Genomic DNA, 12,986 nt, shown 5'->3' with positions numbered 1-12,986 from the left:
ACCTGGCCCCGTGGCCTTCCGGCGGACCGTCAGAGCAGCTCCAGGATGGTGGCGTTGGCCATACCACCGCCCTCGCACATGGACTGGAGCCCGTAGCGGATGCCGCTGTCCCGCATATGGTGGACGAGGGTGGTCATGATGCGTGCGCCCGAGCCGCCGATGGGATGGCCGATCGCCATGGCGCCGCCGAGCGGGTTCATCCGCGCGGGGTCAGCGCCCGTCTCCCGCTGCCAGGCCAGCGTCACCGAGGCGAACGCCTCGTTGATCTCGTAGGCCCCGATCTCCGCCAGTGTCAGCCCCGAACGCTTCAGTGCCTTCTCCGTCGCGGGGATCGGGCCCTTGAGCATGGTGATGGGGTCGGTCCCCGCCAGAACGGCCGTATGGACGCGGGCCATCGGGGTCCATCCCCGCCTCCGGGCGATCTCACCGGTGGTGATGAGCAGCGCGCCCGCGCCGTCGGAGATCTGGGAGGCATTGCCCGCCGTGAGGGAGCCGTCCTCCCGGAAGGCGGGCTTCAGGGCGGCGAGGGTCTCCAGCGTCGAGCCGCGCCGCACCCCCTCGTCGGTGTCGAAGACCCGGTGCTCACCCTCGGCACCGGTGAGGGTGAGCGGCGCGATCTGGGCCCGGAAGCGCCCCTCGTCGATCGCCCGCGCCGCGCGGGCGTGGGAGTCGAGCGCGTGCCGGTCCATCTCGGTACGGGTGATGCCGTACTCGTCGGCGATCATCTGGGCGCCCCTGCCCTGGTGGAAGCGGACGCCGTCGTAGCGGCGCCAGACGTCGGGCCCGAACGGTTCGCCATGGCGGCCGTCCAGCCGGGCGGTACCGAGCGGCACCGCGCTCATCACCTCCACCCCACCCGCCACGGCGATGTCGTACTGCCCGGAGATCACCCCGGCCGCCGCCTGGTGGACGGCCTGTTGGGAGGAGCCGCACTGGCGGTCGACGGTCACCCCCGGTACCGACTCGGGCCAGCCCGCGGCCAGGACGGCCGCCCGGCCCACACACCCCGCCTGCATCCCGACCGCCCCGGCGCAGCCCCACACCACATCGTCCACGAGCGCGGGATCGAGCCCGGTGCGGTCGACCAGCGCGGTGAGCACATGGGCGGAGAGGGAGGCGGAGTGAACGGCCGCGAGCGAGCCGTTCCGCTTGCCGACCGGCGTACGGACGGCATCGACGATCACCGCGTCTCGCATGGAACTCCTCCTGATCGCTGGCGGGTGATGTGACCGCGCCTCCCGGCCGCCGACCGCGACAATCGGCGGTCCGGCCGGGCGACATCGGCTCACCCGCTATGGAAGTATCCCTATAAGTTAATTCACGCTAACTTCTGTGACTAGGGTGGACGGAGGTTCGGGTGATCTCTCATGCTTCTTTAGAGCATGAATCCATGGCGACCGAGGGAGTGAGGTGAATAGGCGCTCACCTGAGGGCGGTACCCGTTCGACCGGTCGGCCATGGTGGCCCCGCCCGCCTTCCACCCCCGGTGGGCGGGGCCCTCGTGGGACGGTCCGAGGGGACGGAGGCCCGACCGGACCGGCTCCCACGCACCGTCCGCACGGACGGCGGCGCCCCCCGCCGAGGGGCGGTGGCCGGGGCACCCCCCATGGTGGCCGGGGGAGGCGCGCGAGCCCGGCAAGACCCATCAGAAGCGCCCAAGGGCCCGGCCAGGCACGGTGTACTAGCCTGGGGGCCCGTCGGAGACCAGGCCCGACGGCTCGGCGAGGGGCGGACAGGACATGCGGGCAGAGGTGCCGAAGCGGACCACGGCGCGCAGACCCCCCGACCGCAAGGCCAGGATCGTCGCCGCCGCCGCGGAGCTGTTCTGCGAGCGCGGCTACCACAATGTGTCCGTGGCGGATGTCGCCGCCGCCGTCGACATCACCGCCCCCGCCCTCTACCGCCACTTCCGTGGCAAGCCCGACCTCCTGCTCCAGGTCGTCACCTCCAGCATCGACGCCATCGCCGAGGCCGTGGCGACAGCACCCGATCTGGACACCTATCTGCGGACCGCCGTCAGCCGGGCCATCGACCGCCGGGGCACGGCCGTCCTGTGGCAGCGCGAGGCCCGCCATCTCCCCGAGGACCACCGCGACCAGCTACGGCGCACCCTCATCGGCGTCCGCGACGGGATCGGCGCCCTGATCCTCGCCGAGCGCCCGGAGCTGACCACCGCCGACGCCCAACTCCTCGCCTGGAGCGCCCTCTCCGTCCTCGGCAGTGTCTCCGGACACCGCGCCACCCTGCCCCGCCGCCGCTTCGAGCCCCTGCTGTACGGACTCGTCCACGCCGCCACCCGGCTCCCCCTCGCCCGTACCACCGCCGCGGCCGCCGACCCGTCCCCGGCCACCGGCTACACCGGTCTCGACCTCTCCCGCCGGGAGGAGATCCTCCACGCGGCCATCCGCCTCTTCGACGAGCGCGGCTTCCAGTCGGTCAGCACCGACGACATCGGCGAGGCCAGCGGCGCCTCGGGTCCCAGCATCTACAAGCACTTCCCCAGCAAGACCGACCTCCTGGTGGCCGCCGTCGTCCGGGCGGGCGAGCAGCGACGGGCCGCGACCACCCTGGCGCTCGCCGAGGCCACCGGCCCCCGGGAGAGCCTGGACGCCCTCCTGCGGTCGTATATCGCGTTCGCGCTGCGGCACAGCCATCTGATCGGGCTGCTGATCGCCGAGATCGACCAACTGCCGGAGAAGGAGCGCAAGGCGTCCCGCCAGGCACAGCGCGACTATCTGGCCCTGTGGACCAGGGTCCTGGGCGAGGTCCGCCCGGGGCTTGAACGGGCCGAGGCCCGGATCGTCCTCGGCGCGACACTGACCACCGTGGACAACGCCGTGCGCACGGGCGGTCCCGGCGAGCGCGCCGATCTGGCCGGACGGCTCCAGGCGATCGCCACCACCCTGCTGCTCACCCCCGCTCCGGCAGCTCTCTGAGACCTCTGGGAACGGGCGCGCCCGCGAGCGGCGCGGAGGCGCCCATCCCGTCTCGGCCGAACGGTGTCAGGCCGGGCCCCGCCGAACCCGGCGCAGCGTCGCCAGCAGCCGCCGCGCCTGGATCGCCCGCTCCGCTGCCCGGCTGCCCCGCGTCAGCGCCTCCAGGCCCGGTACCAGTGGCTCCGCCCCCGTGAGGTCATCCGGCGCGCAGCGCTCCGCGCAGTCGGCCGCCACCGACAGCACCTGACCCAGCGCGGGAGACGTCCGCACGAACAGCGAGGGCAGCAGCGCCGCGAGCAGACCCCAGGTCGTGGCGTGCGCGCCCGAGTCGGCGGCGGTCCCGGCGGCCTCCGCCAGCCGGTTGGCCTTCAGCTCACCGCGCTGGAGCCGCTCACCCAGCTGCCGCCCCAGCAGCCCGGCGTCCGCCTGGCCACGGGCGGCGAGGACCAGCAGCGCGTCCACCGCCGCCAGCCGGGCCTCCCGGTCCTCCGCACCCATCCCCACGGCCAGGGCCAGGTGCGTCGCGGGACCCGCGAGCCCCTCTCCCTCGCCCTCCGCGAGCTTGGGCAGGGACCGGGCGACCAGCCGCCACTCGGCCTTGGTCAGATAGTCGTCCGACAGCTGTTCCGTCATACGGACCAGCCAGGTGGCGACGGCCTCACGGTGGTGGGGCAGGACCACGGTCCACTGCGCCAGCTGACGGACCCAGTTCTCATAACGACCCGTACAGCGGGAGGTGTGGCGATGCCGGCCGGGGGTGACGGGCCGGGCCAGCCAGCGCAGCCGCGCGGGCAGCTCCTGCTCGGCCGCCGACTCCTTCGCCCGTCCCACCAGCGCCAGCGCGCCCCGCGTGGTGCGCGCCAGCAGCCCGCCCGAGGGCCGCTCGACCGCGGTGTCCTCCCGCTCACCCCCGGGGTTCGCCAGGGCGGTCAGCGCGGGCCCGTCCGTCAGCCACGCGGCCAGCCGGACGCCCTCCGCCGTTCCCAGCGCGGCCGCCTCCTTCGCCGCGTCGGCATCGCCGCCCGGAGCCACCCGCAGGAGCGCCCGCGCGAAGTCCGCCGGTCCTGGCCTGCTCCCCAGCCGCTGGAACTCCCGCAGCCGCTCCACCAGAACGCCCGCGTCCAGTGCCCCTGTCTCCCAGGTCGGCACGGCCAGCAGCGAGGGCTGCGGGTCGACGGCCAGCCTCCAGGCGACCTCCGCCAGCCAGGTGGAGGTCAGGGCGTTCAGCCCCGACGCCGGACAGACCTCGGACCCGGGGGCGAACGTGTGGACCTTGCGCACCACGTTCAGCGGCACCGTGCCCGCCAGGGTCGACACCACCAGCTCCCGGCTGTTCGCCCCCGTGGCGTACCGCTCCACGTCGTCGGTGCGCCGGAACCACCACTGCTCCCCATAGGTCTCCACCAGGGCCTGGGCGAGCGGCTGCCGGTCCCGGTACGCCATCCGGACCATCCCGTCGAGTACCCGCTCGAACCCGAGCGGGTCCGTGTCGTCGTCCAGCGTGGCCACCAGCTCCGCGACCAGTTCGCCGAGGGAGTCCGGCGGGGCGGCGACCCGGCGCCGGGCCGGGGGCGGCGGCAGCGTCTCCGCACCGGCCGCCACGGCCACGTCCCCCGGCAGCGGTTCCCCGAAGACCTCGGCGGCCTGCTCCCGCAGCGCCGGGCCGAGCAGGGCGGCGGCCTCCACCAGCTCCTCCCGCAGGACGGCGTCCACCTCCGGCAGATGGCGCGCCACCAGTTTCAGCGCGCGCTCCCGCGCCCCGGTGTCCGCATGGCCGAACACGTCCCCCAGCGGGCGCAGCAGCACCCCGACGGCCTCCGTGTCCCGCTGCTTGGCCCGTGCCCGCAGGATCTTCCCCAGGAGGGTCAACTGCGCTCGTACCAGCTTCTTCTCGGTACGGAAGCAGACCGCGGCCGACATCTCCGCCAGGGTGCGGTCCGGCAGCGCCCCGCTCTCGGCCAGCTCCGCGAGCACGGTCTGGGCGTAGGCGGCGACCAGGGCCGTCCCGTCCGAGGCCATACCCATCCAGTCCGGGATCCGGGCCCCGCGCTCCTCGGGGGTGAGCGCGAACCGCTCCAGCAGCTCCCGGAAGAACCGCAGGTCCTGTGATGTCTTGGTGCCGCCGCCGCGCAGCAGCCGGGCGACACACGCGTCGACCAGGGCCGGACGCTCCACCGCGCCGCACTCGGTGAGCCGCACCAGCGACTGCTGCCAGCTCTTGGGATGGTCCGGATCGGGGGACCAGAACATCGCCGGAGGCAGCTCCGGGAGTTCACAGAGCCGGACCACCAGCGCGGCCACCTCGGGCTCCTGCGGCAGCCACTGCCGCAGCCGCTGCTCGCGCGACAGATGGACGGCCCACCCCCGTACATAGCCGTCGGTCATCGGCACCGCGCACCCGGAGGAGCGCACCAGCTCCCGGATCAGGGGATGGTCCTCCTCGCTGGTCGAGGTCCGCGCCGCCAGCCGGTGGGCGACATCGGCGACCCATGCCGCGTCCCGTCGGGTGAGGATCTCGACCAGCAGGGGCACCATCGCCGGATCGCCGGGCCCGCGCCGGACCCGCAGGTCCCTGGCGCCGATCCAGGACGCCGTGGCGGCGGCCCCCGTGTGACAGTCCGCCCCGGCGACGAGCAGGGCCGCGGCGATCTTGCCGCGCTTCTCCCACTCCCGCCAGCCCCAGCCGCGCAGCTCGGTCCGCAGCTCCTTCAGCGGTACCAGCAGTTCCTTGCGCTCGGCCGGCGTCAGGGGCGCCAGCAGCCTGGGCAGGTCGTGGAACCGGCCGCGCCGGACGGTGTCGAGGATCTCGCTCATCGCGCGCCTCCCGCCGTGGAACCGTCGATGCCGGTCAGGCCCGTGATCCCCGTCGTGCAGGTGAAACCAGTGCTGTCGGAGGGAGCCGCTGTGCCCGCTGTCTCTCCCGTGGCCGCCGTACCGCCGACCGCCTCGCGCCGTGCCATGTGCACCGCCAGCGCGTGTTTGCACGGACCCCTGCCCCCCTGGTGCTCCGCCCACCAGGGACAGGTGCACCAGGTCCGCGTACCGTTCTCGCCCACCCGGTAGGTGTGCGGCCCGGAGACCACCCGCGCGGAGTCGCCGGGGCCGCCCAGGGTCACCGCCCCCGCCGCGAGCAGCTCACGCGCGCTCAGCAGGCGCGGGTTGTGCCGCTCGGCGCGATCGGCGTCATACGGCAGCTCGCGGTGGAAGTAGGCGGCGTCGGCCAGGTCATAGCCGACCCGGCCCGCCGTGCCCAGCTGGACCAGGGCCGCCTTGACCCGCGCCACGTCCAGACCGGCCCGGTCCGCCAGCTCCGCCGTGTCGATCTTCGGCTCCCAGGCCAGCAGCACCGAGACCAGCTCCGCGTCCCCGGCGGCCTCGTCGCTCGCCAGCGCGTGGAGCACCCCGCCCTCGCCCGAGAAGCCGCGGTTGGTCTCCGGCGACAGGGTCAGGGTCAGCCGCATGCCCGGGAGCACCACCTCCCAGGCCGACGGCGCCGGAGCCGCACCGCTGCCCGCCGGCCCGTACACGCGCAGCGCCGTCGCGTGGCGCAGCACCCGGTGCAGTGCGGTGAGCCGCTCCGGGCCGGGCAGACAGACCGCCCCCGGCGCGGGACGCACCGTGGGCCGCAGGGTCCTGCCCGCCGGGACCACCCAGGTCACCCCGCGGGACGCCTTCCCGGTGGAACGCGGCAGCGACCGCAGGAAGCGCACCGCCTCCGGCCCCGGCAGCTCGGCCCGCAGGTCGAAGCCCGCGGTGGAGACCTGTGCCTCGGCGAACCCGCGCAGCCAGCGGTCCGGCAGCGGCACCTTCTTCTCCACCACCGGCCCGTCGAGCGTGGTGACCGCCATCTCCTGGGGCCCCACCCGCAGATGGAGCGGGCTGTCACCCGTCATCCGGGACAGCGCCTCCCGCAGCGGGTTGTTGACATCCACGTTGGTGGTGCCGTGACCGGTCTCCCCGCCGTCCAGCCCGTCGCGCAGCACGTCGAGCCGGGCGTACACCCCGCAGCAGCCGGAGAACGACTCGAACCGCAGCCGGTCCCCGTTCCCCGTCACCACCGGGTCGCGCAGCGCCTGCGGTATCGGGTGCGTGTAGCGCGCGGCCGCCACGTCGGCGACCGCCAGCAGCGCCCGCGCCGTGATCTGGGGCGAGGAGAGAAAACCCGAGAAGAAGGCGGGATGGTCCTGGGCGCCCCTCGGGGTGAGCCCGCCCGAGGTCTCCAGACCGAGGAGCCCGCTGTCGGCTCCCGACTCCAGGAACGAGGGTCTGGCATAGGCGAGTCGCTGCATGGTTCGTGTCATGGGGCAGACCGTAGAACCCCCCACTGACAATCCCCGGCCGCGCCCCGGACCAACGCGGCCTCCTCACGGGTTTCTTCCGTACTCCGCCCCCGCGGGGTCCGCCACCGTGCCCGGCTCGTCCGCCGTGGCGGAGGCCGCCGCGTCGCCGGGTTCCGCCCGCCGCGCGTCACCCCCGGCCCGGCGCAGCAGGGTCACTGCGAGGACCCCTGTGACGGCGGCGAGCACCGCGCACACGGCCGCGACCGTGTTCATCCCGCCGGTGTAGGCGTCCCGTGCGGTGGCGAGTACCTGCTCCGCCGGACCGCCGGGCAGGGAGGCGGCCACATGCAGCGCCCCTTCGATGCTGCCACCGACGGTGTCCGCGTCCGCCTCGGAGAGCCCGTGGGGGATCTCGACGCCGCTCTGGTAGAGCGCGCCGCCGAGACTGCCGAGTGCCGCGAGTCCGAAGGAGACGCCGAACTCCCCGCTGGTCTCCGCCACGGAGGCCGCCGAGCCGCTCTTCTGCGGCGGCGCCGAGCTGACCACGAGGTTGTGGCCCAGCGCGCCGATGGGCGCGGTGCCGAAGAAGCTGACGACGAACCCGGTGAGCAGCAGCGGCAGCCCGCCGACCGGATCGACGAAGACGATCAGCAGATAGCCGACCGAGGTCAGCCCGAGTCCGCCGCCGATGACCACACCCATCGGCAGCCGCCTGGCGAGTGTCGGGGCGAGCGTGGCGCCGGTGATGGAGAGCAGCGCCGACGGCACCATCCACAGTCCGGCCTCGAACGGGGAGAGCCCTTCGACCATCTGGAGGAAGCCCGTGATGAACAGGTAACTGCCGCCCATGGTGGCCATGGTGAGCATCAGGACCAGCAGCGACCCGGTGAACGCGCCGTACCGGAAGAGCCCGAGGTCCAGCAGCGGATGGGTGAGCGTCCGCTGGCGCGCGACGAACCGCGTGCCGAAGGCGAGCCCGGCGGCCATCGACACCAGCGCCATCGGGTCCCAGCCCTCCCGGGCGAACCCCTTGAGCCCGTAGACCACCGGGAGGATCGTGGCCAGCGAGAGCGCGACGCTGACCAGGTCCATCCGGCCACCGTCCGGATCCCGGTACTCCGGCAGCACGAACGGCGCGGCCACCAGCAGCACCAGCATCACCGGTACGCCCAGGACGAAGACCGACCCCCACCAGAAGGACTCCAGCAGCACCCCGCCCACCACGGGCCCCAGCGCCGTGCCGCCCATGAAGCAGCTGGCCCAGACGGCGATGGCCCGCCCGCGCTGCTGGGGGTCCCGGAACATGTTGCTGATCAGCGCCAGTGTCGACGGCATCAGCGTGGCGGCCGCGACACCCAGCAGGGCGCGGGTGACGATCAGCATCTCGGCGCTGGTGGAGAACGCGGCGAGCAGCGAGGTCAGCCCGACGACCGTGGCCCCGGCCATCAGCAGCCTGCGACGCCCGATCCGGTCGCCGAGCGTGCCCATCGTCACCAGGAAGCCCGCCATCATGAACCCGTAGACGTCCATGATCCACAGGGTCTGGTTGGGCGTGGGCGCCAGCGACTCCGCCAGCTGTGGCAGCGCCAGGAAGAGCACGCTCTGGTCGAGCGCGAGCAGCAGGGTGGGCAGCGCGAGCACGGCCAGCCCGGCCCACTCCCGGGCCCCGGCCCGCTCGGGCGCACCGGGGGAGACGGTCGATGACATGGAACTTCCTTCCGTGGTACGAGGACGAAGAGCGGCGTGAGGGAGGTACGGGAGGGCCAGCCCGGTGGGGACGGCGGGACGGGAACGGCAGGGCCGGAGCGGCTCAGCCCGGGTGCTTGGTGCCTGGTCCGTGTGTCCCGCAAAGCGCGACCCCACCAGGTGAGCTGGCCGGGCATGACCCCGGTCGCGGCCGTGCGGTCCGCGAGGCTCCCTCTCCGCTCGGGTTTCGCTGTCCCGCTCACGGTGCGGTCCGCCGCTGTCGGTCCGGTCTCGGTCCGCTCTCGGTGCGGGGAGAACGGACCGAGAGGGCGCAGGGCGGTCGCCCGGGACCGCCGGTCCCGAAGCCGGGGCGGGCTCGGGTCCTCCCATGGCCGCCGACGCGCGAGTGGTCGACTTCCGCCCACCCCGGTCCGATCGCGTGACGCCACCGGCCTCCAGTGGAAGACTCCTCGCCATCCCCCGGGCCGACCCCGGTGCCCCACGCACCCGGCGGCGGCGGGGGCGAGCGGGTGGCACCACCGGTCCCGGAGACGGAGGCTCGATGGCACAGGAAGAACACGAGCGGGTCGGCGCCGTCATCGACCTGCGGATGCGGGAGTACGAGTCACTCCGCACCGAGATCATCCAGCGGATCGCCGCACGTCAGCAGATGGCGGGCTACGCGGCCGCGCTGACCGCCATCGCCGCCACCCTCGGCGGAAACCTCGGCTGGTGGCGGTACTTCATCGTCACGCTCGTCATCCTCGGCTCCGCGCTCTATCTGCGCGACAGCAACAAGGGGATCCAGCGCATCGGCCTCCATCTCCAGGGACTGGAGACCGAGATCAACGAACTCTCCACCGGTGTCTACGGACATCCGGCCCTCTCCTGGGAGTGCCGACGCCAGGGCCAGCGCCAGCGGGAGAAGTGGATCTGGCGGGTGATCGGGATCCTCGGCGGCTGGCATCTGCGCAAACCGGCCAGGGAACTCCCCGCGCGGCGCACCGGCACACCGCCGCGAACGGAACCCGGCGCCTCCGGCCGCTGAGTCCCGGGAAGGCGCCGGTACGCGAACGGGGTTCGGGCCCCGGGCCGCGACCACGCCCCGGTACCGACCCATGGGAGCAGGCCGCCGCGCACGGAGTGACCCCGGCGTACGCGAGGCGGTCTCCCCGACTCCGCGTCACCCTCGTCAATCGCGACGACGGCCCCTCACCCTGACCGGTCCCCACCGCAAGTCCTCAGGCCGCCGTCCTGGTCCGGCCACGACGCCCGGCGGGCGGGCCGCGCTGTCGGACGAACGCCCTATGCTCAGCCTCCATGAGTCAACTGCTCACTCTGGCACTGCCGTCCACCGCGCGGACCCGCTCCCTCACCACCCGCCGTGCCGAGTTCGCCGCGATCGACATGGCGGCGGCCGATTCCGCCCCCACCCTCGGTACGGTCGTGATGGTCCCCGGCTTCATGGGGAGCAAGGAGGACTTCCTCCCCATGCTCCCGGCCCTGAGCCGGGCCGGGTGCCGCGTGATCGCCCTCGACGGACGGGGACAGTACGCGTCCGGCGGCCCCCACCCTCCCGGTGCCTACACCAGAGAGGAACTGGCCCAGGACCTCGTCGCGGTCGTCGAGGCGATCGGCGATGGACCGGTCCACCTCGTCGGCCACTCCTACGGGGCGCTGCTGGCGCGGTTCGCGGTCCTGGAGACGCGGGGGGACCCGGCGCTGTGGCGCTCCCTGACCCTGATGAACTTCGGCCCGGCGGCGGTCTCCTTTGACCAGCGGGAGCGGCTGCGCCTGCTGCTGTCGGTGATCGGTTCGCTGGCCCTCGAAGACATCTGGCCCTTCCTGGACAACCAGGACACCGAGGTCGCCGACGACATCCGCGCGTTCCTGCGCTCCCGGTGGCTCGCCAACGACCCCCACCACATCAAGGCGGCGGCCGAGCACCTGCTGGACGAACCCGACCGCACCCCCGCCCTCGCCGCCCTCCCTCTTCCCCGAGTCGTCGTCTCCGGCTCCCCGGACCTCACCTGGCCCCCACCCGGGGTCGCCGCCATGGCCCACACCCTCTCCGCCCACCTCATCGATGTACCCGGAGGCGGACACTCCCCGAACGTGCACCGCCCGGAGGAGACGGCGACGGCACTGGTGGACTTCTGGGGTTCGCGACTGAGTTGAGGGTGGCCGGGGGAGGGTGGTACGGGTGGGTGCCTGAGCGCTGGTGTAACGCGACGGCGAAGCCGAACCCTGGGGGACGGTCGGAGAAGCAACTAAAGGAAAACGCGACTACTGGCGGGTAGGTTCGCAGGTCAGGAAGTGTCGGCCCCGCGCACGCGGGGATGGACCCGTGGGCGACTCCGCGCTCACGAGGGACTGGGTGTCGGCCCCGCGCACGCGGGGATGGACCGGCCACGACGCTCAGCACTCGCAGTCTGATCGCGTCGGCCCCGCGCACGCGGGGATGGACCTACATCAGAGCGCCCAAAGCGAGCGAAACGCTGGTCGGCCCCGCGCACGCGGGGATGGACCCTCGTAGGTGAGTGCGCACCGGCACTGGATGGAGTCGGCCCCGCGCACGCGGGGGTGGACCAGCGGCTCACGGCATTGCCCCCGTGGCGCAGTAGTCGGCCCCGCGCGGCGGGGATGGACCGTACGCGGCCGATTCCCTGGAAGGGCTCTGACTGTCGGCCCCGCGTACGCGGGGCATCGCATCCCCTTCTCGCCCTTCAGGCTGCCGCCGCCGCGCGTCCCGGACTTGCCTCATCCACCTTCACACCTCCTCCCCGTAACCGGCGGCCCCTCGACTCGTTTTTGTAGTGAACCTGTCATGTAGCGGGGCTACTCTCCGCACGCAGACCCATAAGCCCGCCGCCGCCCGGCCGGTGTGGCGGGCACTCACCAGCCCTGGGAGGGGATCGTGGAGCGACGTTACTTTCTTCGTGGCGCGGTCATCGGCACGTCCACGGCCGCGTTCGGCGGATCGCTGTGGCGGGGGGCGGCGGTGGCCGAGCCCGCGCGGCCGGGGGTGGGGCCCTACGGGGCGCTGCGGCCCGCCGACGGCCATGGGATGCGGCTGCCGAGCGGGTTCAGCAGCCGGGTGGTCGCCCGTTCCCGGCAGCGGGTGGGGCCGACCGCGTACGTCTGGCATGACGCTCCCGACGGAGGAGCCTGTTACGCCGACGGCACGGGCTGGATCTACGTCTCCAACGCCGAGGTGACCCCGGGCGGCGCGAGCGCCATTCGCTTCTCCTCCTCAGGGGCGGTGACCAGCGCGTACCGGATCCTCTCCGACACCCGGCAGAACTGCGCGGGCGGGGCGACCCCGTGGAACACCTGGCTCTCCTGCGAGGAGGTCAGCCGTGGCTATGTGTACGAGACGGACCCGTGGGGCGCCAGGGCGGCGGTGCGGCGGGACGCCATGGGTCGGTTCCAGCACGAGGCCGCCGCGGCCGACCCCGTACGCCGTACGGTCTATCTCACCGAGGACGAGTCGGACGGATGCCTCTACCGCTTCACCCCCACCACCTGGGGTGATCTCTCCGCCGGGCGGCTCCAGGTGCTCGTCGCGGGCTCCGCGACCTCCGGCTCCTACCGCTGGGCCGATGTGCCCGACCCGGACGGCTCGCCCACGGCCACCCGTCAGCAGGTGCCCGGTGCCAAGCGGTTCAGCGGCGGTGAGGGGTGTCACTACGCCAACGACACGGTCTGGTTCACCACCAAGGGCGACAACCGGGTCTGGCAGCTCAACGTGGCGCGTGACACCTACGAGCTCGCCTACGACGACTCCCTCATCTCCGGCAGCGCGCCGCTGACCGGGGTCGACAACGTCACCAGCGCGGCGTCGGGCGATCTGTTCGTCGCGGAGGACGGCGGCACCATGGACATCTGCGTCATCACCCGGGAGGGGATCGTCGCGACCTTCCTGCGCCTCGACGGACAGTCGGCCTCCGAGCTGACCGGACCGGCCTTCTCGCCGGACGGCTCACGGCTGTACTTCTCCAGCCAGCGCGGCAGCGGTGGCTCGTCCTCCGGCGGGATCACCTACGAGGTGACGGGTCCGTTCCGCCGCTGACCACTCCGGTGG

The 12,986-nt window shown here is 73.3% G+C and carries 8 protein-coding genes and 1 CRISPR repeat array; of the genes, 4 read left to right on the top strand and 4 right to left on the bottom strand.

Features of this window, described 5'->3' with window-relative positions:
• Positions 1 to 29 precede the first annotated feature (29 nt).
• Complete coding sequence (locus tag ACFVIM_RS26205; RefSeq protein WP_384305928.1) at positions 30 to 1,196, bottom strand: thiolase family protein; 1,167 nt, start codon at positions 1,194 to 1,196, stop codon at positions 30 to 32.
• Between the two features lie 543 nt (positions 1,197 to 1,739).
• Between ACFVIM_RS26205 and ACFVIM_RS26200 the strand changes: the two genes are divergently transcribed.
• Positions 1,740 to 2,936, top strand: coding sequence for a TetR/AcrR family transcriptional regulator (locus ACFVIM_RS26200; RefSeq protein ID WP_384305926.1), 1,197 nt, complete (start codon positions 1,740 to 1,742; stop codon positions 2,934 to 2,936).
• Between the two features lie 66 nt (positions 2,937 to 3,002).
• Here ACFVIM_RS26200 and ACFVIM_RS26195 read toward each other — a convergent pair whose 3' ends face one another.
• The 3 genes from ACFVIM_RS26195 to ACFVIM_RS26185 all read right to left on the bottom strand — a co-directional run bounded on the left by ACFVIM_RS26195 (position 3,003) and on the right by ACFVIM_RS26185 (position 8,923).
• On the bottom strand, positions 3,003 to 5,750 hold the full coding sequence (locus ACFVIM_RS26195) for a DUF6493 family protein (protein WP_384305923.1): 2,748 nt from the start codon (positions 5,748 to 5,750) through the stop codon (positions 3,003 to 3,005).
• Positions 5,747 to 7,237, bottom strand: coding sequence for an SWIM zinc finger family protein (locus ACFVIM_RS26190; protein ID WP_384305920.1), 1,491 nt, complete (start codon positions 7,235 to 7,237; stop codon positions 5,747 to 5,749). Before ACFVIM_RS26190 ends, ACFVIM_RS26195 begins: the two co-directional genes overlap by 4 nt.
• A gap of 63 nt (positions 7,238 to 7,300) precedes the next feature.
• Positions 7,301 to 8,923, bottom strand: coding sequence for an MFS transporter (locus ACFVIM_RS26185; RefSeq protein WP_384305918.1), 1,623 nt, complete (start codon positions 8,921 to 8,923; stop codon positions 7,301 to 7,303).
• A gap of 541 nt (positions 8,924 to 9,464) precedes the next feature.
• On the opposite strand from ACFVIM_RS26185, the gene ACFVIM_RS26180 reads away from it, so the two are divergent.
• The 3 genes from ACFVIM_RS26180 to ACFVIM_RS26170 all read left to right on the top strand — a co-directional run bounded on the left by ACFVIM_RS26180 (position 9,465) and on the right by ACFVIM_RS26170 (position 12,974).
• Entirely contained in the window at positions 9,465 to 9,950 is a 486-nt protein-coding gene (locus ACFVIM_RS26180) for a hypothetical protein (RefSeq protein ID WP_384305915.1), read from the top strand.
• Positions 9,951 to 10,222: 272 nt separating this feature from the next.
• On the top strand, positions 10,223 to 11,080 hold the full coding sequence (locus tag ACFVIM_RS26175) for an alpha/beta fold hydrolase (protein WP_384305912.1): 858 nt from the start codon (positions 10,223 to 10,225) through the stop codon (positions 11,078 to 11,080).
• Between the two features lie 140 nt (positions 11,081 to 11,220).
• Positions 11,221 to 11,606: a CRISPR direct-repeat array (repeat unit 21 nt; unit sequence GTCGGCCCCGCGCACGCGGGG).
• Between the two features lie 213 nt (positions 11,607 to 11,819).
• The gene (locus tag ACFVIM_RS26170) at positions 11,820 to 12,974 is read left to right on the top strand and encodes an alkaline phosphatase PhoX (RefSeq protein ID WP_384305910.1); all 1,155 of its coding nucleotides are present in this window, start codon (positions 11,820 to 11,822) and stop codon (positions 12,972 to 12,974) included.
• Positions 12,975 to 12,986: the final 12 nt, after the last annotated feature.

Origin of the sequence: Streptomyces sp. NPDC057638 (genome assembly GCF_042800315.1) — a bacterium.
Classification (GTDB): domain Bacteria; phylum Actinomycetota; class Actinomycetes; order Streptomycetales; family Streptomycetaceae; genus Streptomyces.
Note: the sequence above shows the minus strand (reverse complement) of the source record. Positions and strands in the feature narration are given on the sequence as shown.

Excerpts from the sequence above, each read along its gene's own strand:
- ACFVIM_RS26205 (WP_384305928.1), bottom strand. The coding sequence starts at position 1,196 with ATGCGAGACGCGGTGATCGTCGATGCCGTCCGTACGCCGGTCGGCAAG.
- ACFVIM_RS26200 (WP_384305926.1), top strand. The coding sequence starts at position 1,740 with ATGCGGGCAGAGGTGCCGAAGCGGACCACGGCGCGCAGACCCCCCGAC.
- ACFVIM_RS26195 (WP_384305923.1), bottom strand. The coding sequence starts at position 5,750 with ATGAGCGAGATCCTCGACACCGTCCGGCGCGGCCGGTTCCACGACCTG.
- ACFVIM_RS26190 (WP_384305920.1), bottom strand. The coding sequence starts at position 7,237 with ATGACACGAACCATGCAGCGACTCGCCTATGCCAGACCCTCGTTCCTG.
- ACFVIM_RS26185 (WP_384305918.1), bottom strand. The coding sequence starts at position 8,923 with ATGTCATCGACCGTCTCCCCCGGTGCGCCCGAGCGGGCCGGGGCCCGG.
- ACFVIM_RS26180 (WP_384305915.1), top strand. The coding sequence starts at position 9,465 with ATGGCACAGGAAGAACACGAGCGGGTCGGCGCCGTCATCGACCTGCGG.
- ACFVIM_RS26175 (WP_384305912.1), top strand. The coding sequence starts at position 10,223 with ATGAGTCAACTGCTCACTCTGGCACTGCCGTCCACCGCGCGGACCCGC.